The organism is Stenotrophomonas sp. YJH_SMC_122, from assembly GCF_059369535.1.
Genome location: NZ_JCAFST010000017.1, coordinates 16986 through 38706, shown reverse-complemented (window position 1 = coordinate 38706; position 21721 = coordinate 16986). Strand labels below are relative to the sequence as shown.

The following is a 21721-nucleotide window of genomic DNA, read 5'->3' as shown; positions in this document are numbered from 1 at the left end:
CATGAGCAGCCTCGGATCCCTCCCCCTCCCCGTGAGCCCAGACAACGATCCGTTGCGCGACCCGGCGCTGTACATCAATCGCGAACTGTCACAGCTGGATTTCAACTTCCGCGTGCTGGCCCAGGCGATGGACCCGCAGGTGCCGCTGCTGGAGCGCCTGCGCTTCATGTGCATCTCCTGCACCAACCTCGACGAGTTCTTCGAGATCCGCGCCGCTGCCGTGCGCCACGCGCAGGAATTCGGCCTGCCACCCGCACCGGACGGGATGAGCCCGCAGGCCATCCTCAGCGCCATCCATGACCGTGCCGCCGAACTGGTGGACCAGCAGTACCGCTGCTGGAACGAAACGCTGCGGCCGGCGCTGATGGACGCCGGCATCGGCGTGCTCGGCCGCCACTCCTGGACCGACCGCCAGAAGCGCTGGCTGCGCGCCTACTTCCGCAACGAGATCATGCCGGTGCTGTCGCCGCTGGGCCTGGATCCGGTGCACCCGTTCCCGAAGATCCTCAACAAGTCGCTGAACATCGTGGTGGTGCTGAAGGGCACCGATGCCTTCGGCCGCGCCGGCCATCTGGCCATCGTGCGTGCGCCGCGCTCGCTGCCGCGCATCATCCAGCTGCCGGAGAAGCTGGGCGGATCGCAGAACTTCGTGTTTCTGTCCTCGGTGCTGTCCACCTTCGTCGATGAGCTGTTCCCGGGCATGGAAGTCCAGGGTGCCTACCAGTTCCGCGTCACCCGCAATTCCGAGCTGGTGGTGGACGAGGAGGAAGTGGAGAACCTGGCGCTGGCGCTGCGCGACGAGCTGGTCGACCGCGGCTACCGGCCGGCGGTGCGGCTGGAGATCGCGCACGACATGCCGCGCGAGATCGTGCGCACCCTGCTGCAGAATTTCGGCCTGACCGAGAACGCGGTGTACCGCATCGATGGCCCGGTCAACCTCAACCGCATCATCCAGCTGTACGACCTGATCGCGCAGCCGGACCTGAAATACCCGCCGATGACCCCGCGCACGCTGCGCGACAGTGACGGCATCTTCGAGACGGTGGCGCGCCAGGACCTGCTGCTGCACCATCCGTTCGACGCCTTCACCGCAGTGCTGGACCTGATCCGGCAGGCGGCAATCGACCCGAACGTGCTGGCGATCAAGCAGACCCTGTACCGCACCGGCAAGGACTCACTGATCGTCGATGCGCTGATCCAGGCCGCGCGCAACGGCAAGGACGTGACCGTGGTGGTCGAACTGCGCGCCCGCTTCGACGAAGAAGCCAACCTCGGCCTGGCCGATCGCCTGCAGGAAGCCGGCGTGCAGGTGGTGTACGGCGTGGTCGGCTACAAGACCCACGCCAAGATGCTGCTGATCGTGCGTCGCGAGGGCCGCAAGCTGCGCCGCTACGTGCACCTGGGTACCGGCAACTACCACAGCGGCACCGCCCGCGCGTATACCGACATCAGCCTGATCACCGCCGATGCGGACATCGGCAATGACGTGCACCTGCTGTTCCAGCAGCTGTCCGGGCTGGCGTCGAAGATGAAGCTCAAGCGCCTGCTGCAGTCGCCCTTCACCCTGCACACCGGCATCCTCGGCCGCATCGAGCGCGAGACGCGCATCGCCGCCGCCGGCCGCCCGGCGCGGATCATCGCCAAGATGAACGCACTGAACGAACCGCAGGTGGTGCGCGCGCTGTACGCCGCGTCGCAGGCCGGCGTGCAGATCGACCTGATCATCCGCGGCGCCTGCACGCTGCGACCGGGCGTACCGGGCATCTCGGACAACATCCGCGTGCGCTCGATCGTCGGCCGCTTCCTGGAACACAGCCGCGTCTACTGGTTCGGCAACGACGGCGCGCCGGAGATGTACTGCGCCAGCGCCGACTGGCTGGAACGCAACCTGCTGCGCCGGGTCGAGACCTGTTTCCCGATCCTCGATCCGGAACTGGCCAAGCGGGTCTACCGCGAAGTCCTGCAGAACTACCTTGACGACAACCTCAACGCCTGGGAGCTGGATGCCGACGGCATCTACCACAAGCGTGCCCCGGCCCACGACGAAGCGCCGCATTCGGCACAGATGGCGTTGATGCAGGGGCTCTGACCCGGTAGGTGCCGACCTTGGTCGGCATGTTTGGATTCATCCACTGTGTCGACCAAGGTCGACACCCACCAACAGCAGCGCAGAACGCCGTCCGGCAGATCGCAGAGAACTGTCGGAGACGGGGGGCCAGATCAGTGAGCCGCATGGATGCGGCGACCAAGCCCCATGGACGGGTTCACGGCGTCCCCTGCCATCGGACCCACCCCGCCATCCCACGGATAGCCTGCTGCTGATGCTTCGGCAGGTGCAGGGCGCAGCCCTGCCGCACTCCCCTCTTCCAACATGTGAAGGCCGCGCGGTGACGAGCACACCGCCCCTTCGGCTAACATTCGTCCATGCCGCACACCACCACGACTCCGCCCGCATTGCAGGATGGCGACCTGCTGGCCGCCATCGACCTTGGCTCCAACAGTTTCCACATGGTCATCGCGCGCTATACGCTCGGCCAGCTGCGGGTGATCGACCGCCTGCGCGAGACGGTGCGCATGGCCGATGGCCTGGATGGCAAGGGGGGTCTCTCTTCCGCTGCACGCCAACGTGCACTGGAATGCCTGGCCCGCTTCGGCCAGCGCATCCGCAATGTGCCGCCGCACCGGGTGCGCGCGCTGGCCACCAACACCGTGCGCCAGCTGCGCTCGCCGCAGTCGTTCCTGGTACCGGCCGAAACCGCACTGGGGCATGCCATCGAAGTGGTCAGTGGGCGCGAAGAAGCGCGCCTGATCTACCTGGGCGTGGCCCACGCGCAACCGCCCAAGCCCGGGCAGCGCCGGCTGGTGATCGACATCGGCGGTGGCTCCACCGAGTTCATCATCGGCATGGGCATGCAGACCCTGGAGCGCGAAAGCCTGCAGGCCGGCTGCATCGCCAGCACCCGGCGCTTTTTTCCCGGCGGCAAGCTGAGCAAGAAGCGCTGGAAGGACGCGCTGGCCGAGATTGGCCGCGAGTTCCAGCCTTTCGCCAGCAAGTACCGCGCGCTGGGCTGGCAGGAAGCGCTGGGCTCTTCGGGCACGCACAAGGCGATAAGCGAGATCTGCGCGACGATGAAGCTGAGCAAGGGCGCCATCACCGCCGAGGCCCTGCCGCAGCTGCGCGATGAACTGCTGAAGGCCAAGAAGATCGACGACATCCAGCTGCCGGGCCTGTCCAGCGACCGCCGCCCGATCATCGCCGGCGGCATCCTGGTGCTGGAAGCGGCCTTCCAGGCGCTGGGCCTGCAGAAGCTGCTGGTCAGCAAGGCGGCGATGCGCGAAGGCATCCTGTATGACATCGTCGGCCGCGCCGGCGAAAACGACCTGCGTGACGAATCGGTGGCTGCACTGAGCCAGCGCTACGGTATCGATACCGTCCAGGCCGAGCGCGTGCAGGACACCGCGCTGTCCCTGCTGGAACAGGTGCAGGAGCGCTGGAGGCTCGATGCCGACGATGCGCGCATGCTCGGCTGGGCCGCGCGCCTGCACGAGCTGGGCCTGATGATCGCGCACAGCGGCTACCACGTGCATGGCAGCTATGTGCTGGAACACTCGGATATCGCCGGCTTCTCGCGCCAGGAGCAGCAGATGCTGGCGGCGCTGGTGCGCAGCCACCGCCGCAGCGTGGCCAAGACCGCCTTCGACGCCCTGCCCGAACGCCTGCTGCTGACCGCGCGCCGGCTCGCGGCGCTGCTGCGGCTGGCGGTGCTGCTCAACCGCGCCCACGAAGACGATCCGCTGCCGGCGCTGGAACTGACCGCCGACGATAACCGGCTGTCGCTGATCGTGCCGCAGGCGTTCATCGATGCCCGTCCGCTGCTGCGCGCGGACCTGATCGGCGAGACCGATGGCATCGCCGGGCTGGGCATCCAGTTCCGTCCGTTCGTGGCCTGAATACGCCGTCCGCTGTTGTCCACAGGACAACTGGGGTGACGAATCTCCCACTCCCACTTTGCGCAGTCTGGCGGTTTTTTGTGCTGCTTCGCAACACAACGGCGCGCTGTGGGCAATCGCTGCCATCACGTAAGCGTCTGCTTTTGTTCACGTTTTGTGAAGGCTGGCGCGGCCGCGTGACATAAATTGATACGAACCCTTTACAGAGTATTAACTAACGAGACTACTATCGGGTCGCCGGCTCGGTCATCAACCCAGCTGGCTCCTTCGACGCCCACTTTGGCGTCCTGTGCACGACCTGAGAGAGAGAGCTCGCCATGACTTCACGCACCACCGCACTGGGGCAGGCCATCCGCTACGCCCTGGCTACCACTGCAGCGCTGGCGGCGCTGCCCGCGTTTGCCCAGGAAGGCAGCAACGCCAACCCGACCAACCTCGACCGCATCGAGATCACCGGCTCGCGCATCCGCCAGGTGGACGTGGAAACCGCACAACCGGTGTTCGCGATCAGCCGCAACGACATCGAAAAGCAGGGTTTCAGCTCGGTTGCCGACATCCTGCAGAACGTCACCGCCATGGGCAGCCCGACCATCAGCCGCGCCAATGCGCTGACCGCAGGCGAGAACGCGGGCGGCACCTACATCGACATGCGCAACCTGGGCACCCAGCGCACCCTGGTGCTGGTCAACGGCAAGCGCCTGGGCATCAGCACGTCCGGCTACCAGGACATCTCCACCCTGCCGGTGTCCGCCGTGGAACGCATCGAGGTGCTGAAGGACGGCGCCTCTGCGATCTATGGCTCCGACGCCATGGCCGGCGTGGTGAACATCATCACCCGTTCCAACGTCACCGGTGTGACTGCCAACGTCTACCACGGCCAGTACAGCCAGGGCGACGGCGCGCGTGACCGCTTCGACGTGGTCGCCGGCTGGAGCAACGATCGCGTGTCGTTGACCCTGTCCGCCGAGCATGCCGAAGAGAAGGGCGTGTGGGCGCGCGATCGCGGCTTCAGCAAGTACGGCATGACCGATCGCCATCCGTACGACAGCAGCAACTGGACCACGATCAGCCAGTACGGCCAGTTCACCGGTCTGCGCGGCCCGGGCTGTACCGCCACTGCGGGCTGCGGCTATTCCCTCAACCGCGGCGCGGATCCCACCAACCCGGCCAATTACCACCTCACCGATAGCACGCCGTTCACCGGTGACGTGAGCAACGCCAACGACCAGATGCACGTGATGTATCCGGTCAAGCGCGACTCGGTCTATTTCGACGGCCGCTTCAAGATCACCGACAACGTCAACTTCCGTACCGAGCTGGGCTACAACCAGCGTGAGTCCACCCGCCAGATCGCGGGCTATCCGCTGCAGTCGAGCACCGCCGGTGTCGGCTCGATGTCGATCAACAGCTACTTCAATCCGTTCGGCCGCCAGCACGGGTATGCCACCCCGACCGCCGTGGCCTGGAACCGCCGCACCTGGGAGGTGCCGCGCGTGACCACCAGCGAGCTGAAGACCTACCGCGCGGTGGCGTCGTTCGACGGTTCGTTCGAGATCGGCAGCCGCTACTTCGACTGGGAAGTGGGCTACCAGTACAACCGCAATGAACTGGAATCGGTGGCGACCGGCAACCTGCACAAGGGTCGCGTCGCTGGCGGCGTCGGCCCGTCGTTCTACAACGCCGCCACCGGCAAGGTGCAGTGCGGCACCGCCGCTGCACCGATCTCCTATGACGTGTGCAAGCCGTGGAACCCGCTGGTGCCGTACGGCACGACGGCGGCCGATGGCCTGTACGGCAACGAAGAACTGCAGGCGTGGCTGTTCCCGGAAGAGATCACCAAGGGCCGCACCACCTCCAAGAACTTCTTTGCCAACATCGCCGGCAGCATCGTGACCCTGCCGGCTGGCGACCTGGGCTTCGCGTTCGGCGTGGAAAGCCGCAAGGAAGAAGGCAAGTACACCCCGGATGCCCTGGCCCAGACCGGCGCGACCACCAACCTGGCCGCAGGCCCGACCGGTGGTGACTACACCGTCAACGAGGCCTACCTGGAAGTGAACGTTCCGGTGCTGGCCGACCTGCCGGGCGCGAAGGAACTGACCTTCAATGGCGCAACCCGCTTCTCGGACTACAACACCTTCGGCAACACGCTCAACAGCAAGTTCGGCTTCAAGTGGAAGCCGATCGACTCGCTGATGGTGCGTGGCACCTGGGCCGAGGGCTTCCGTGCACCGACCATCAGCGACCTGTTCGGTGGTGGTTCGGAGACCTTCGCGCAGTTCAGCGATCCGTGCGACACCCGCTTCGGTTCCTCGGCCTCCAGCGCGGAAGTCCGTGCACGTTGCGCACGCGACATCGCCAATGCGAATACCTTCCGCCAGCTGCGCCAGGGTGGCACCCCGGTGAACACGTCGACGGACGCGACGCCGGTGCCGTTCACCTCCGGGTCCAACCCGCTGCTGACGCCGGAAACCTCGACCAGCAAGACCCTGGGCCTGGTCTGGAGCCCGAGCTTCATCCAGGGCTTCAACGCCTCGCTGGACTGGTGGAAGATCCGCATCGACAACACGATCATCGCCGACACGCCGACCCAGATCCTGCAGGACTGCTACGAGTCGGGTATCGAAGCGCGCTGCTCGCGCTTCCAGCGTGACCCGGTGACCGGCATCGTGACCAATCTGAAGTTCGGCAACCGCAATGCTGGCTTCATGGAAACCGAAGGCTACGACCTGGATGTGAGCTACCGTCTGGACACGCGGTTCGGCAAGTTCAACGTGAACTCGGCCACCACCTACGTATCCAGTGCCACCTACCGCACCTCCAACGACAACTCGATCGTCCCGATCGTCACCAACGGCATCGGCAGCGCCTTCCGCGTCCGTTCCAACCTGGTGCTGGGCTACGAGCGGGGCAACTTCGGCGCGAGCTGGACCGCGCGTTACTATTCGGGCGTGAAGGAAACCTGCTCGAACATCGCGCTGTACCCGGACGAGTGCTCGGATCCGGGTGTGTACGCACCGTGGTACAAGGGCGCACGCAACTACAACGAGCGCGGCGCGGTCACCTTCCACGACGTGCAGGTGCGTTACTCGCTGCCGTGGGATGCCACCGTGTCGGTCGGTGCCAACAACGTGTTCGAGAAGTACGGCCCGGTCATGTACAGCAAGCCGAACTCGGCCTTCTCGTACTACGGTGGCTACGACATCGGCCGCTTCGTCTACATGAAGTACCAGCAGCGCTTCTGATCCATCGCGCTGTGACATGAAGCACCAGGACCACGGCCCTTCGGGGCCGTGGTTTTTTCTGTTGGCCGCAGCGCCGATGCGGTCGCCGGTGCCACCGTCATCTGGCGGTCGCAATGCGGTCATGTCGGCTACATCGCCAGGGCCGAGCATGCCGGAAACCGGGAGGCCCGCCATGCGCTATGCCATCGTCACCGAGACCTATCCGCCGGAAGTCAACGGCGTCGCCCTCACCGTACAGGGCCTGGAGCAGGGTCTGCGTGCAGCCGGACACGAGATCGACCTCGTCCGCCCCCGCCAGTCCACCGAAGCGCTGGATTCGGCACCCGGCACCTTGCTGGTTCCCGGCGCTGCCCTGCCCCGCTACCCCGGCCTGCGCTTCGGCCTGCCAGCCCCGATCCGGCTGGGCCGCCATTGGCAGAATCAGCGCCCGGATGCGGTCTACATCGCCACAGAAGGTCCACTCGGCTGGTCGGCACTGCGTACCGCACGCCGCCTCGGTATCCCGGTCGCCAGCGGCTTCCACACCCGCTTCGACGAATACCTGCCCGACTATGGCGTGGCATGGCTGCAGGCCGCGGCCATGCGCTGGATGCGCCGCTTCCACAACCAGGCGGACGCTACCCTGGTGCCGACCCGCGAACTGCAGCAGTTCCTCGGCGAACAGGGCTTCGAACGCGTGCGTCTGCTGGCCCGTGCGGTGGACAGCCAGCAGTTCGATCCGGGCCGGCGCGATCCTGCACTGCGCGAGGAATGGGGCGTGGATGGCAACGGCCTGGTGGCGATCCATGTCGGCCGCATTGCTGCCGAAAAGAACCTCGGCCTGGCGGTGAAGGCATTCCGCCGCCTGCAGCAGATCCGGCCCAAGGCACGCTTTGTATGGGTGGGTGACGGCCCGGCCCGCGAGAAGCTGGCACATGAAAATCCCGATTTCATCTTCTGTGGCATCCAGCGCGGCGATGCGCTGGCCCGCCACTTCGCCAGCGGCGATCTGTTCCTGTTCCCCAGCCGCAGCGAGACCTTCGGCAACGTGACTCTGGAAAGCATGGCCAGCGGCGTGGCCACCGTGGCCTTCGACTACGGCGCCGCGCGTGAGTACCTGCGCAACGGCGAGAACGGCGCAGCGGTGGACAGCGACGAGCAGTTCATCGAGGCCGCCGTGCAACTGGCCGCCGATGACGCGAGACGCCACGAACTGGGCGGCAATGCCGCGCGCGCGATGAAGCGATTGCATCCACAGCAGGTGGTGGCCGAGTTCGATGCGTTGCTGGCCGAGCTTGCGCAGTCGCGGAGGAGCGGCCATGCGCACCACGCCGCTTGAACTGCTGGCAGGGCGCGAGGCGCGCTTGTGCCGGCGGGCCAACCATTACTGTCGGCGCCGCCGCGTGCGCCGCCTGTTCTCGGTCATCAGCCGTCTCGGCGATGGCGTGTTCTGGTATGTGCTGATGGCCGCGCTGGTGGTGCTGGATGGCTTCGATGGCCTGCGCGCCTCGGTGCACATGGCCGCCACCGGCCTGGCCGCATTGCTGCTGTACAAGGGCCTCAAGCGCTGGACGCGGCGCCCGCGGCCTTACGCGGCCGATCTTCGCATCCGCGCCTGGGTGGCACCGCTGGACGAATTCAGCTTCCCCTCCGGGCACACCCTGCACGCAGTGTCGTTCACCATCGTGGCACTGGCCTACTACCCGTGGCTGGCGCCGCTGCTGGTGCCGTTCACCCTCGGTGTCGGGCTGTCGCGGGTGGTGCTGGGCCTGCACTATCCTTCCGACGTGCTCGCCGCCACGGGCATCGCCGTCCTGCTGGCTTCGGCCAGCCTGACCTGGCTGCCGCTGCCGGTGTAGCCCAGGGATCAGATCGCCTTTCCGCCGGAAAGGGATCCGACCCCGCCGCTCCCGCGGCGCTACCATCATCCTTGATGGCCTAGAATGCAGGCATGACCACGTTGTTCATTTCCGACCTGCACCTGGACCCCAGCCGTCCGGAGATCACCGACCTGTTCCTGCGCTTCCTGCGCGAGCAGGCGCCCGGCGCCGATGCGCTGTACATCCTCGGCGACCTGTTCGAGGCCTGGATCGGCGATGACACGCCCTCTCCGGCCGCTGATGCGGTGGCCGATGCGTTGAAGGTGCTGTCCGACGGCGGCGTGCCCGTTTACTTCATCCGCGGCAACCGCGATTTCCTGCTTGGTGAGGATTACGCGCGCCGTGCCGGCCTGCGCATCCTGCCCGACCCGTGCGTGATCGAGCTGTACGGCCGCCCGGTGCTGCTGCAGCATGGTGACCTGCTGTGCACCGATGACATCCCCTACCAGCAGTTCCGTGCACAGACCCGCGACCCGGTGTTCCAGGCGCAGTTCCTGTCGCAGCCGCTGGCCGCACGCATCGCCTTCGCGCAGAAGGCGCGCGAGGCCAGCCAGGCCCGCCAGTCGGAAATGAAGCAGGGCGATCGTGCACAGTTCGAAACCGTCACCGACGTGGCTCCGGCCGAAGTCGATGCCACCTTCGTCCGCCACGGCGTGGACACCATGATCCATGGCCATACCCACCGCCCGGCCATCCATACGCTGCAGGCCGGCGGCCGCGACCGCACCCGCATCGTGCTCGGCGACTGGTACGAACAGGGCTCGGTGCTGCGCGTGGATGCCAATGGCTGGTCGCTGGATACCCTGCCCCGCGGGTAATTCCCGCCGGCAGGAAATCCGCGGCCGCACAAGGCGGCCGCGGACAGTACAGACTCAGCGGAAGGCCGCGATGGTGGCCTTGGTGTTGACCAGCACGCGCTGGTTGTCGGCGGTACTGGCGTTGCCCATCGGGATGCCGTTGTAGCTGATGTTCGGGTTGGACCAATAGTTCAGGCGCGGGCAGCTGCGGGTGCAGTTGTAGGCCATGATCGTGCGCCAGCCGGTGCCGCTGGACGGCTCATAGCGGTAGCCGTGGCCATAGGCGTAGGGCGATGTGCTCGGGTCGGTGGCGATGTCATGCCGCGCGCTCTGCAGGTGGCCGATCTCATGCGCGAATGAGTAGTAGCCGGTCGCGCAATCCCAGTAGACCGCCGCGAACGCTGTCGACGCGGTCGAGCCGATCCCCGAGGCCAGGCCGCAGTAGGCACTGTTGTTGATCAGCAGCACGCCGACATCGGCCGCGGTGGTGTTGCGGCTGGTGTGGATGCTGTCCATGTAGCCGTCGCTGGTGCCACGGAAACGCGACAGGTCGGTGGTGAAGTTGCCGGACTCGCTGTAGTTGGTGGTCTCGTAACCGGCCAGTTGCAGCGTCAGGCCGACATTGCTGTTGCCGTAGCCCTGGTTGGACTCGGCCACCGCCAGCTGCACCAGCGACTGCATGTTGCCACCATAGGCGGCGACGGCGGCATTGGTCGCCACCACCAGCACACGGATGGTCGCCGGCGTACCGGACGAAGCCTGCGCGATGCCGATGCGATCGTTGTTGCCCATCGGGATCTTCGGCAGCTGGTTGTAGTCGGCCGGATGGTCGGCCGGCATCCGCGATTCATCCACTTCCACCAGCACGTGGCGGTTGCCCAACGGGCGCAGGCGATACAGCTTTCCCTCCTTGCGGATCGAGCCGGTGATGGTGTCGCCCGAGCGCACCAGGATCAGCGAATTGCCGGGGTCGTCCTGGCCGTTGGAGGTGGCCGCGGTCAGCTTGTCCGAGGGCGAACGAAACTGGCCGTACCAGATGCTGCCGCCATCGGGCAGTGCTTCGACCTTGCTGCGCACCGCCTGCACCCGCTGGCCGAGCAGTTCGAATTCCAGCTGCGGTTGTGCAGTGGCGGCTGCATCGACACGCACTTCCTGTACCGTCGCCGTGGACGGGGTGGCCAGCAGCTTGCCCAGTGCGGACTCGCTGTTTGCCGATGCGCGGCTGATGACCGTCACCGGCTCGAACAACGGTGCCGCATGCGCGGCCGCTGCCACCGACAAACCCAACACCAGGCCACCTGCCGCTTTGCCAATCGATCTGGACAACATTGCGTCGCTCCTTGAATGATGTGAACAGCGTTGATGCAGCACGACCCGGTTTGCCGGGTTCGGCCATATGGCCTGCGCGGGGCGTGTGAATTCAATAGGCGAGAGAAGTGAAAATCAGGATTTGTGATCGACCGCATCTGGGTTAAGTAAGGTCAAAAGCGTCACTACACGTCGCCAATACACCGCTTTCACGCTACCGTGACGCAGCCACGACGGGGAATGCACATGGCACCATCGCTGGACACGGACGAAGATGTCGGCTTGCTGCGGATCGGGCTGTTCTTCGATGGCACCCGCAACAACGCACACAACCTGGCCCGTGGCAGGCCCCAGCCGCCGCAGCCGCGCCCGGCGCAGCTGCGTGCGGATGACGATTCGACCTACCAGAGCCGGTTGACCAGCAGCTACGACAATGGCCTGACCAACATCGCCCGCCTGCAGCAGCTGTACCCGGACAGCCGCAGCGGGACATCGGCGCGCCCCTCCCTGTCGATCTACGTGGAAGGTGTCGGTACCCGCAATGACGCCGACGACGACCTGATCGGACTGGCGTTCGGCATTGGCGCCAGCGGTGTGCGCGCCAAAGTGCAGCGGGCGCTGCAGGTGCTGCTGCCGGCGGCACTGAGTGCACTCGCTACGCGCTGGCAGCGACCACTGCGTGGCGTGCAGCTGGATCTGTTCGGCTTTTCACGGGGTGCGGCCGCCGCGCGCGATGTGGCCAACCAGTTGCAGGCCTGGGATCGCACCCGCTGGCGGCAGCTGTTGCAGGCCGCTGGCCTGTCCTGCACAACGGACTTCGCCCCGGCCGATCCGCCGCTGCGCTTCATCGGCCTGTTCGACACGGTGGTTGCGGTCAGCGGTGGCCGTGCCGACGAACAACCTCATCTCGCGCTGCATGCAGGCGTTGCCAGGCAGGTGCTGCAACTGAGCGCGCGTGACGAGCATCGCCAGCACTATCCATTGACCAGCGTGGCGCCAGCGTTCACCGAGATCGCCCTGCCCGGCGTACACGCCAACATCGGCGGCGGCTACAACCAGCTCGAAGAAGGGCCCAAGCTGCTCAGTCGCCCGCGCCGGCAGCTGCTGCGCCGCCCGAGCGTGGCCGAGTACCAGACGCCACCGCTGGCGATCCTGCAGGCGACCACGGCCTACGCCGAGTCACAGGCCGATGCCGAGCGCTGGCGGCAGCAGTTGGGCCTGGACGAAAGAGAAGTCTGGGTGGATGTCTGGCACCAGTGGCAGCAACAGCGTCGCGCCGGCAGCCGCAGCGTACTGCTGTCACCGGTGCTGTACGTGACGGCCGCCGTGGTGTTGCGCCGGCGCATCGACTGGCGCTACCAGCTGATCGCGCTTCAGGTGATGCAGCAGCATGCCATCGATGCCGGCGTGCAATGGACGGCCAATGCCAACGCAGTCCCCGGTTGGGAGCTGCCGTCCGCCCTGCAACCCATCGCACGACGACTGGTGGCCGGACAGCCACTGACGCAAACCCAGGAGGCGCTGTTGCGGCGGCGTTACCTGATGCAGTCGGCGCACTGGAACTTCGACGCGCTGGGCGACACCGCACTGACCTACGCTGCCGACGCCGGCGTCAGCGAGCTGCCGTACCGGCCCGGCCCCGGCCTGTTCTACATCAACCGGCCCACCGTGGATGGCAAGCGCGTGGTGCTGCCCAACGCATGAAAAAGGGGACGGAGGGGATTAAGTCGTTTGTGCCACAAACGACTTAATCCCCTCCGTCCCCTTTTCTTCAACCGGCCTGTTCGACCAGGTTGGCCAGCTCATCGGCGTCGAAGCCGGCCAGCAGGCGCGCTTCCATGTTGAACGGCCCATGCAGGTAGCCGCCGGCGTACTCCACCAGCAGCTCCTTGAAACGCGCGCGCGGCTCCACACCGGCGCGGTCGCAGTACCAGCGATACCAGCGCGAACCGGCGGCAACATGCGCCACTTCCTCACGCAGGATCACCTCCAGTACATCGGCGGTTTCGCCATCACCGACATTGCGCAGCTTCTCGATCATGCCCGGGGTGACGTCCAGGCCGCGCGCTTCCAGCACGCGCGGTACCAGGGCCATGCGCGCCAGGCCGTCATGCGCGGTCTTTTCGCACATTTCCCACAGACCGTTGTGCGCGGGGAAATCAGCATAGTCGTGGCCATGCACCTGCAGGCGTTCGCGCAGCAGCATGAAATGCCGCGATTCGTCATCGGCACAGCTGACCCAATCGGCGTGGAACGCCGACGGCAGGCCCCGGAACCGGTACACCGCGTCCCAGGCCAGGTCGATCGCGTTGAGCTCGATATGGGCGATGGCGTGGATGAAGGCAGCCCGCCCTTCCACGCCGCCCAGTCCACGCCGTGGCACCTCGCGCGGATGCACCAGCACCAGTCGTCCCGGACGCCCCGGCATGCAGATCGGATCCGGCGGCGGCGCATCCGCGGCCACCTTCAGGCGACCGGCACGGAACGCGGCCGCATACGCCTGGGTCAATGCGACCTTGCGCAGCGGATCGGCTTCAGCCAGGCACTGCTGCGCAGCACGCAGCAGGTCGCCACCAACGTCGGGCACATCCACCACGCCTGATCCTCAGGCGCGGCGCTTGTGCTTGGCATCGTCCGAACGCAACTGCTGGATGCGCTCGAAGTAGCCCGGCTCGATACCGGTCGGGTAGTGGCCGTTGAAGCAGGACGAATCGAAGCTGCGCAGCGCCGGGTTGCCTTCGCTCACCGCCGCTTCCATGTCTTCCAGGTCCTGGTAGATCAGCCAGTCGCAGCCCAGGTGGGCCTCGATCTCTTCCACCGTGCGGTTGTGCGCGACCAGCTCTTCGGCCGCCGGCATGTCGATGCCGTAGATGTTCGGGTAGCGCACCGGCGGCGCGGCGCTGGCCAGGTAGACCTTGCGCGCGCCGGCATCACGGGCCATCTGCACGATCTGCTGGCTGGTGGTGCCACGCACGATCGAATCGTCCACCAGCAGCACCACGCGGTTGCGGAACTCCAGGTGGATCGGGTTGAGCTTGCGGCGCACCGACTTCACGCGTTCACCCTGCCCCGGCATGATGAAGGTGCGGCCGATGTAGCGGTTCTTGATGAAGCCTTCGCGGTACTTCACCCCAAGCACATTGGAGATCTCCAGCGCGGCATCGCGCGAGGTATCCGGGATCGGGATGATGGTGTCGATGTCGTGGTCCGGGCGCAGGCGCAGGATCTTCTCGCCCAGCTTGATGCCCATGCGCATGCGCGCCTTGTGCACCGAGACGTTGTCGATCATCGAATCCGGGCGCGCGAAGTACACGTATTCGAAGATGCACGGGGTGTGCTCGGCCGGCTCGGCGCAGATTTCCGAGAACAGCTCGCCGCGCGCGGTGATCACCAGCGCTTCGCCCGGCTGCACGTCACGCACGCGCTGGAAACCCAGTACGTCCAGTGCCGCCGACTCGGACGCCACGATGTACTCGTCGCCTTCTGCATGGCTGCGCTTGCCCAGCACCAGCGGACGGATGCCATGCGGATCGCGGAAGGCCACCAGGCCCAGGCCCAGCACCACGCTGACCACTGCATAGCCGCCCTTGCAGCGGCGGTGCACGCCGGCCACCGCGCGGATCGCGGCTTCCGGGCTGAGCTGGCGCTGCTGCTCCAGTTCGTAGGCGAACACGTTCAACAGCACTTCGCTGTCCGAATCGGTGTTGACGTTGCGACGGTCCTGTTCGAACACCTGCTGGCGCAGCGCCTCGGTGTTGATCAGGTTGCCGTTGTGGGCCAGCGCGATGCCGTACGGCGAATTCACGTAGAACGGCTGTGCCTCGTCCATGCCTTCCGAACCTGCCGTCGGATAGCGCACGTGCGCGATGCCGACGCTGCCTTCCAGCGTGGACATGGTGCGGGCGTCGAACACATCGCGGACCAGGCCGGTGGCTTTCTGCACCCGCAGGCGGCTGCCATTGGCGGTGGCGATACCTGCCGCGTCCTGGCCGCGGTGCTGGAGAACGGTCAAGCCGTCATACAACTGCCCGGCGACGTTCTGGTTGCCGACGATTCCGACGATGCCACACATGGTGCGAGGTCTCCGCTGGGCTGTGCCCAGTTACAAGGAAGGTGGCCGTACCTGGCCGCGGTGGTCGCCGCGCCTGCGGTCGACATTGGCCGGATCGTCCGGCTCGATACTGTCCGGCAGTGCTGGGGCGTCCGGGCGCACTTCGGCCGGATCGTATGCATCGCCCTGTTCCGCTTTCGCGGGCCGCAGCCATCCGCCGCCCGCCACTACCTGGTTGAGGATGCCATTATCGCCTGCCGCGCCCGGCTTTCCCAACCCGGCGCCTGCGTTCTTCCCCAATTCCATCAATGCAGATGGGGACAGCATGTCGGTCGGCAAGGTCTTGGGCAGCATGTCGGCGCCGGGGACCTGCCAGCGCGGCAGCTTCCCGTTCATCCAGGCCACGGCCGGATTCAGCACCGGGCGAACCGCCGAGCGCTTCCAGGAGGGCTCGGCGGTCAACGGGGTGAAGCCGGCCAGCAGCACCAGGATCGCCGCGATCAGGCCACCACGCACGGCCCCCAGTACACCGCCCAGCAACCGGTCCAGGCTGGTCAGCATGCTGCGGTGGATCATCGCCTTGATGACCATGCCGATCACCGCGACCACGATCATCACGCCAATGCCCACGCCCAGGTAGCCGCCGACGAAATGTTCGCCGCCAGGTGCGGCGGGCGCCGCCCACCAGCGCGCGGCATCGTTGCCGAAGGCGAAGGCCGCCCACGCGGCCAACAGCCACGACAACGTGCCGATGACGATTCCCACGAAGCCACGCAGCATCCCGAGCAGCGTCGAGGCAGCGATCACGATCAGCAGCACCACGTCGATCATGGCGCCCCGCTCCTTCGGCGGCGCTGGCAACGGGCCTGCGCGTCGGTCATGGGTGCGGTCGGACCATGCCGGCGACGCCAACCTTGGCGGCGACCTGCGCCTTCAGCTGTTCGGCGTCAGCCCGGTTGGCGACCGGTCCGACACGGACGCGATGCAGGGTGCCCTTGTCCGTACGCACCTGCTCGACGAAGGCGCTGAAGCCGGCAGCACGGACCTTGTCACGCAGCGCATTGGCATCGCTGGCTTGGCCGAACGCGCCCAGCTGCACGGCGAAGCCGACGCCGCTGGCCGCCGGTGCAGCCGGCGTGGTCGGCGCCGTCGCCGGCTTGCTGGCGGTGGCCTCCGGCTTCGGCTCGGGCTTCGGGGTTTCGGGCTTCGGGGCCGGCTTCGGCGGCTCGGGCTTGGCCGCCGGAGTGGCCGTCGCAGTCGGCGTACTCGGCGGCAGGCTTTCGCTGCGCACCGGGTTGCTGCTGGCGGACGGCGAGGTGGCTGCGGACGGGGTGCTGGCACTCGGCGTAGCCGGTGCCGGGGTAGCTGCCACCGGGGCGCTGCTGCCCGTTGCGGCATCCAGGGTGATCACTTCGGCCTTCACATCGGCGCGGATCTTCACCGCCTGCAGCCGGGCCGCCTCGGCCTGTGCGCGGTCGCCATACGGCCCCACGCGCACACGCCATGCCTGACGGCCATTGATGGTAGTCGCTTCTGCGAAGCCCGGCAGCTGCGAGCGCTGCAGGTAGGCGATCACCGCATCGGCGTCGGCCTTGCTGCCGTATGCGCCGAAAGTGACGGCGTAGTTGCCGGCGGCAACCGCCGGGGACGTGTCCACGGTCGGCGGCGTGGCCGGCGTGGCGGCCTCCTGCAACGGCTTGGCCTGCCCGGTCTGCAGGCCGGTAGCCCCACCGGCCGGAGCCACCAGCGGCAGTTCACGGGTTTCGAACTGGCCATCGGCCGGTGCATCCGGCGCGGCGATCGGCACCGAGGCCACGCCGCTGTCAGGTGCAGGCCCCTTGACCAGCATCGGCAGGAAAATAACGGCCAGTGCAACCAGCACGATGGCACCAATCAGACGCTGTTTCAGAGGCGTATCCACGTGAGGCGGCAACTGTCCGGAGGTTGCGGTCGATTATACGGGTGCCGGACCGGACGGCGTCGGGATTGGCTGAACGTGGCTCAGGCGCTGCCCTGCAACCACTGCAATGCGGTGGCAGCGGTATGGAAGGAGCCAAATACCAGTACGCGGTCACCGCGCTCGGCCCGGGCCAGTACCTGCGCCAGCGCCTGTTCGACCGAAGCGGCCAGCTGCGCGCTGCCAGCAGCGGTCTCGGCCAGGCGCGCCTGCAACTGGGCGGCACTCTGGCCACGCGGGCCGTCCAGGCCGGCAAGGGTCCATTCGGCAACCACGCCCTGCAATGCCTGCACCACACCCACCGCGTCCTTGTCCTGCAATGCGGCATACACCGCCAAGGTGCGCCCGGCCGACGCCTCGGCCTTCAGCGCGCGCGCCAGCTGCCCCGCCGCCTGCGGGTTGTGCCCGACATCGACGCGGATCTGCACACCGCCACGCTCGAACGCCTGCAGGCGGCCCGGAATGCGCGCCGCCGCGATACCGGCGGCCCACGCCGCGCGCGGCACCGGCTTGTCCAGCGCGCGCAGCGCGGCGATGGCCGCACCGGCGTTGGCCAGCTGGATCGGGCCGGCCAGCGCCGGGGTCGGCAGTTCCATGCGCAGGCCGACATCGCGCCAGCGCCAGCGTTGGGCGTCGATCGGCTCGTAGAAGTAATCGCTGCCGCCGCGGATCGCGTTGGCACCGACCAGGTAGGCACGCGCGAGCACGCTCGAGGGCGGGTCGGTCTCGCCCAGGATCACCGGCTTCCAGCCGCGGATGATGCCGGCCTTCTCGGTGCCGATCGCCTCGCGGTCCTCGCCCAGCCACTCGGCGTGGTCGATGTCCACGGTGGTGATCACCGCCACGTCGGCGTCGACGATGTTGACCGCATCCAGGCGGCCGCCCAGGCCCACTTCCAGCACTGCCAGGTCCAGCCCGGCGTCGGCGAACAGCTGCAGCGCAGCCAGCGTGCCGTACTCGAAATAGGTCAGCGTGGTCTCGCCACGCGCGGCCTCGACCGCACTGAACGCAGCGACCAGCGCGGCATCGTCCACGTCCTGGCCGCCGATGCGCACGCGCTCGTTGTAGCGCAGCAGGTGCGGCGAGGTGTACGCGCCGACCTTCCAGCCGGCGGCGCGTGCAATGGCTTCGATGAAGGCCACGGTGGAGCCCTTGCCGTTGGTGCCACCGACCACGATGGTGCGCTTGGCCGGCGCCCCCAGGCCCATCGCCGTGGCCACGGCGCGCACGCGCTCCAGGCCCATGTCGATGCTCGCCGGGTGCTGGCGTTCAATGTAGTCCAGCCAGTCGGCCAGGGTGGTCGGGGTGTTCGTCACGGCAGCGGTTCCAGCAGAAGCAGTTGGTGCGAGGGGATCGATCAGAGTGCGCGGTGCTTGGCTTCGCCGAAGAACGGCGTGTGGTGGGCGCAGTCGTTCAGGCGCACCACTTCCAGGCTGTCAAGGTCGGCGCCTTCGAGCAGGTTGAGCGTGGTCGGTGCCTGGCGGAAGGTCCACAGGCGGGAGATCGGCAGGCCCAGCACCTTGCACAGGATCACGCGGTTCACCGCGTCATGGGCGACCACCAGCAGGGTGTCGTGCTCGCCGAGGCCGTCGGTGGCGCGGGCCAGGCCACGCCAGCTGCGCTCCAGCACCAGGCGCAGTGATTCGCCGCCGGGCATCAGCACGGTATCGGGCTCCTCGCGCCAGGCCTGCAGGCGCGACGGATCCTTCTCATGGATCTCGCTGGCCAGCAGTCCTTCCCATTCGCCGTGGGCGATTTCCTGCAGTTCCGGCTCGGTCAGCAGCATGTCGGCACGGGCGGCGCCAAGCGCCAGCTGCGCGGTGCGCTGCGCGCGCGACAGCGGCGAGGCGACGGCACGGGTGATGTCGACCGAGGCCAGGCGGGCACCCAGTGCCTGGGCCTGGGCTTCGCCGATCGGCGAAAGCGGGATGTCGATCTGGCCCTGATAGCGGCCTTCGGCGTTCCACGGCGTTTCACCGTGGCGGGCAAGCAGGATGCGCATGCGTGCAAGGGGTCCTGGGGGGAGGAGGTTCCCGCGTTTCGTTCACATCCTGTGAAGTGCGCGGAACACGGATGATACCTGTTCGGCGCGCCGGGTCGGTGCGGGCAGCAAAAAACCCCGCGACGTGGGTCGCGGGGTTTCGGGGTCTCCGGCTATCTGGTCGAGGTTGCCGGCCAGCGGCCGGCACTACCGCAACCGGTTTATTTCGCCAGGTTCAGTTCCTTCAGCAGCTGCGGCGCCGGCGCCACTTCCTGCATGATCCACTGCATGTAGCGGCTGTCGACGGCGATCATGCGGGTCATCACCGGGTCGAACACCCAGTTGGAGCTGACCGATTCCCAGTTGCCATCGAAGGCCAGGCCGACCAGCTTGCCGTTGGCGTCCAGCACCGGCGAACCCGAGTTGCCGCCGGTGATGTCCAGGTTGGACAGGAAGTTCACCGGCACCGAACCAATGCGCTTGTCTTCCAGGCCGCCGTAACGCTTGGCCTTGACCGCATCGAGCAGCGCCTTCGGCGAATCGAACGGATCTTCACCGGTTTCCTTCGCTGCCACGCCTTCCAGGGTGGTGAACGGGGTGTACTTCACGCCGTCCTTGCCGTAGCCCATGACGTTGCCGAAGGTGATGCGCAGCGACAGGTTGGCGTCCGGGTAGACGAACTCGCCCTGGCTCTTCTTGTAGTCGGCCACGGCCTGCAGGTACAGCGGACGCGCGGTCAGCGATTCGCCTTCGCGGATCTTCTTCTGCTCTTCCTGCTTCAGCAGTGCCGGCATCACAGCCACGGCGTACTGGATGGCCGGATCGCTGCTGGCTTCAAATGCGGCACGGTCGGCCTTGAACCATTTCAGGCGTGCGTCCAGGCTGCCGAGCTCGGTGCCCGACAGCTTGCCCACCAGCGCCTTGACTGCGTTGGCATCGCTGCCGGCCAGCCACTTGTTCAGCACTTCATTGTCGCGCTGCGCGGCCGGCAGGGCCACGTACTGCTCCAGCCAGTAGGCCTGCAGCTGCTGGTCCATCTTCGCCACATAGCGGCGGTCCATCTGCTTCAGGCCACCTTCAATGGTGGTCAGGTCGCGCTCCTGGTAACCGGCTTCGCGCTCGGCATCCGGCTTGCTGCGCTCGATCGACAGGCGGTACAGGGTGATCGCCGCGCCAACGGCCGAGGTGTTGTTGAACTGGCCGACGAACAGGTCGCGTTCGCGGGTCGACTTGCTGGTATCCAGATGCTTGAGCAGCTGTGCGTGTGCGGCCAGCGCCGGCTTGCCGGCCGCGCCCTGCTTCTTCAGCCACGCCAGCACGGCGGCCTCTTCAGCCTGTTTCTGGCCGGCGGCGTCGATGCGCTTGAAGCCTTCCAGCTGGCCCAGGTAGTTCTTGGCCACGTTGTTCATGCTGGCGGCGGTGGCGGCGTACTTCACCTTGACGTCGGCGTCGGCCTTGCCGGCGTCGGCGATCATCTTCAGCACGGCGTTGTAGTGCTTGGCGATGGTCGGGTAGGTGAAGCTGGCGGTTTCGTTGAACTCACCGGCCAGCGCGTAGCGGTTGGTGCGGCCCGGGTAGCCGGCCACCATCACGAAGTCGTCGGCGCCCAGCGGCTGGTCGGCGAACTTCAGGAAGTGCTTGGGCTGGTACGGCACGTTGTCGGCGGCGAAGGCGGCCGGCTTGCCGTCCTTGCCGACGTAGGCGCGGTAGAACGAGAAATCGCCGGTGTGGCGCGGCCACATCCAGTTGTCGACGTCGCCGCCGAACTTGCCGACGCTGCCCGGGGGCGCGTAGACCAGGCGCACGTCCTTGATTTCCATGTTGCGGAACAGGCGATAGGTGTTGCCGCCGGAGAAGCTGTACAGGCGGCAGCGGAAACCGGCATCGGCCTCACAGGCGGCAACCTGGGCCTTGTCGAAGGCGTCCAGCGCGCGGCTGCGGGCCAACGGGTCATTGCCGGCGGCGGCGATGGCGGCCTTGGCCTGGGCGGTGACGTCGGTGATCTGGTCGAGCACGAACACGCGGGCGTTCGGGCCGGCGCTCAGTTCGTCCTTCAGGGTCGGCGCGTTGAAGCCGTCCTTGATCAGGTTCTTCTGCGCGGTCGAATTCAGCTGGATGGCGCCATACGCGCAATGGTGGTTGGTGACCACCAGACCCTGCGGCGAGACGAAGCTGGCGGTGCAGCCGCCGAGGGCGACTACCGCGCCCATCGGGTCGCCGGTCAGGTTGGACAGCTGCTGCGGGGACAGCTTCAGGCCGGCCTTCTGCAGCGGGCCGGCGATTTCCGGCAGCTGCTGCGGCACCCACATGCCTTCAGCGGCATGGGCGACCTGGGCCAGCCCGAGGCTGGCGACGATGGAGAATGCAAGCAGGTTCGAGCGCATGGAGCGGCCCCTGGTAGTGGAACCCTCGATTGTAGCCCGCCGCCCTGCCCCGGCCCGAACCCCGGAAGTCATGGGCCTGCTTCTTGCTCTGCCACGCGCACGTCGGCCGCGCACATGGAATCGTCTAGAGGGGGCGTGGTCACCCTGGCCGGGACCGTTGGCGCCATGGATGGCGCCATCGAGCACCATGG

At 67.0% G+C, this 21721-nt stretch carries 15 protein-coding genes; 7 read left to right on the top strand and 8 right to left on the bottom strand.

Going from position 1 to position 21721, the window contains the following annotated elements:
• The first annotated feature begins 1 nt into the window (after position 1).
• From ppk1 to lpxH, 6 genes are all read left to right on the top strand, one after another.
• Complete coding sequence (gene ppk1, locus AC5P66_RS18400) at positions 2-2089, top strand: polyphosphate kinase 1 (RefSeq protein ID WP_049438745.1); 2088 nt, start codon at positions 2-4, stop codon at positions 2087-2089.
• A gap of 335 nt (positions 2090-2424) precedes the next feature.
• Entirely contained in the window at positions 2425-3951 is a 1527-nt protein-coding gene (gene ppx, locus AC5P66_RS18395; RefSeq protein WP_049417419.1) for an exopolyphosphatase, read from the top strand.
• A gap of 317 nt (positions 3952-4268) precedes the next feature.
• On the top strand, positions 4269-7193 hold the full coding sequence (locus AC5P66_RS18390) for a TonB-dependent receptor domain-containing protein (RefSeq protein WP_049417418.1): 2925 nt from the start codon (positions 4269-4271) through the stop codon (positions 7191-7193).
• A 172-nt stretch (positions 7194-7365) separates the two neighbouring features.
• On the top strand, positions 7366-8511 hold the full coding sequence (locus AC5P66_RS18385) for a glycosyltransferase family 4 protein (RefSeq protein WP_495216538.1): 1146 nt from the start codon (positions 7366-7368) through the stop codon (positions 8509-8511).
• Positions 8492-9031 (top strand): phosphatase PAP2 family protein, encoded by a 540-nt coding sequence (locus tag AC5P66_RS18380; RefSeq protein ID WP_049417416.1) that lies wholly within the window; start codon positions 8492-8494, stop codon positions 9029-9031. Before AC5P66_RS18385 ends, AC5P66_RS18380 begins: the two co-directional genes overlap by 20 nt.
• A gap of 92 nt (positions 9032-9123) precedes the next feature.
• Entirely contained in the window at positions 9124-9870 is a 747-nt protein-coding gene (gene lpxH, locus AC5P66_RS18375; RefSeq protein WP_099495919.1) for a UDP-2,3-diacylglucosamine diphosphatase, read from the top strand.
• Positions 9871-9924: 54 nt separating this feature from the next.
• On the opposite strand, the gene AC5P66_RS18370 is transcribed toward lpxH, so the two are convergent.
• Positions 9925-11178, bottom strand: a complete 1254-nt coding sequence (locus AC5P66_RS18370) for a M12 family metallo-peptidase (RefSeq protein ID WP_111097343.1) — start codon at positions 11176-11178, stop codon at positions 9925-9927.
• Between the two features lie 225 nt (positions 11179-11403).
• Between AC5P66_RS18370 and AC5P66_RS18365 the strand changes: the two genes are divergently transcribed.
• Positions 11404-12861: a T6SS phospholipase effector Tle1-like catalytic domain-containing protein gene (locus AC5P66_RS18365; protein ID WP_111097344.1), complete on the top strand. Its 1458-nt coding sequence runs from the start codon at positions 11404-11406 to the stop codon at positions 12859-12861.
• A gap of 67 nt (positions 12862-12928) precedes the next feature.
• Here the strand turns inward: AC5P66_RS18365 and AC5P66_RS18360 are convergent, their stop codons facing one another.
• The 7 genes from AC5P66_RS18360 to AC5P66_RS18330 form a co-directional block, all read right to left on the bottom strand.
• Entirely contained in the window at positions 12929-13753 is an 825-nt protein-coding gene (locus AC5P66_RS18360; RefSeq protein ID WP_049414282.1) for a ferritin-like domain-containing protein, read from the bottom strand.
• A gap of 9 nt (positions 13754-13762) precedes the next feature.
• Entirely contained in the window at positions 13763-15229 is a 1467-nt protein-coding gene (gene purF / locus AC5P66_RS18355; RefSeq protein WP_049414284.1) for an amidophosphoribosyltransferase, read from the bottom strand.
• A gap of 30 nt (positions 15230-15259) precedes the next feature.
• The gene (locus AC5P66_RS18350) at positions 15260-16039 is read right to left on the bottom strand and encodes a CvpA family protein (protein ID WP_049440279.1); all 780 of its coding nucleotides are present in this window, start codon (positions 16037-16039) and stop codon (positions 15260-15262) included.
• Positions 16040-16085: 46 nt separating this feature from the next.
• On the bottom strand, positions 16086-17129 hold the full coding sequence (locus AC5P66_RS18345) for an SPOR domain-containing protein (RefSeq protein ID WP_049414288.1): 1044 nt from the start codon (positions 17127-17129) through the stop codon (positions 16086-16088).
• An 80-nt stretch (positions 17130-17209) separates the two neighbouring features.
• Positions 17210-18481, bottom strand: a complete 1272-nt coding sequence (gene folC / locus AC5P66_RS18340) for a bifunctional tetrahydrofolate synthase/dihydrofolate synthase (RefSeq protein ID WP_111097345.1) — start codon at positions 18479-18481, stop codon at positions 17210-17212.
• 41 nt (positions 18482-18522) lie between these two features.
• Positions 18523-19167 carry a histidine phosphatase family protein gene (locus AC5P66_RS18335; protein WP_005415444.1) on the bottom strand — a complete coding sequence of 215 codons (645 nt, stop codon included), beginning with the start codon at positions 19165-19167 and terminating at the stop codon, positions 18523-18525.
• A gap of 200 nt (positions 19168-19367) precedes the next feature.
• A complete protein-coding gene (locus tag AC5P66_RS18330; RefSeq protein ID WP_111097346.1) occupies positions 19368-21530 on the bottom strand; it encodes a S46 family peptidase in 2163 nt (720 codons plus the stop codon).
• Between the last annotated feature and the right edge of the window lie 191 nt (positions 21531-21721).

Bases quoted from the DNA above. Each gene is read 5' to 3' on its own strand.
- AC5P66_RS18370 (WP_111097343.1), bottom strand. From the start codon at position 11,178: ATGTTGTCCAGATCGATTGGCAAAGCGGCAGGTGGCCTGGTGTTGGGT.
- AC5P66_RS18390 (WP_049417418.1), top strand. From the start codon at position 4,269: ATGACTTCACGCACCACCGCACTGGGGCAGGCCATCCGCTACGCCCTG.
- ppx (WP_049417419.1), top strand. From the start codon at position 2,425: ATGCCGCACACCACCACGACTCCGCCCGCATTGCAGGATGGCGACCTG.
- AC5P66_RS18365 (WP_111097344.1), top strand. From the start codon at position 11,404: ATGGCACCATCGCTGGACACGGACGAAGATGTCGGCTTGCTGCGGATC.
- AC5P66_RS18335 (WP_005415444.1), bottom strand. From the start codon at position 19,167: ATGCGCATCCTGCTTGCCCGCCACGGTGAAACGCCGTGGAACGCCGAA.
- ppk1 (WP_049438745.1), top strand. From the start codon at position 2: ATGAGCAGCCTCGGATCCCTCCCCCTCCCCGTGAGCCCAGACAACGAT.
- purF (WP_049414284.1), bottom strand. From the start codon at position 15,229: ATGTGTGGCATCGTCGGAATCGTCGGCAACCAGAACGTCGCCGGGCAG.
- AC5P66_RS18350 (WP_049440279.1), bottom strand. From the start codon at position 16,039: ATGATCGACGTGGTGCTGCTGATCGTGATCGCTGCCTCGACGCTGCTC.
- AC5P66_RS18380 (WP_049417416.1), top strand. From the start codon at position 8,492: ATGCGCACCACGCCGCTTGAACTGCTGGCAGGGCGCGAGGCGCGCTTG.
- AC5P66_RS18385 (WP_495216538.1), top strand. From the start codon at position 7,366: ATGCGCTATGCCATCGTCACCGAGACCTATCCGCCGGAAGTCAACGGC.
- AC5P66_RS18330 (WP_111097346.1), bottom strand. From the start codon at position 21,530: ATGCGCTCGAACCTGCTTGCATTCTCCATCGTCGCCAGCCTCGGGCTG.
- lpxH (WP_099495919.1), top strand. From the start codon at position 9,124: ATGACCACGTTGTTCATTTCCGACCTGCACCTGGACCCCAGCCGTCCG.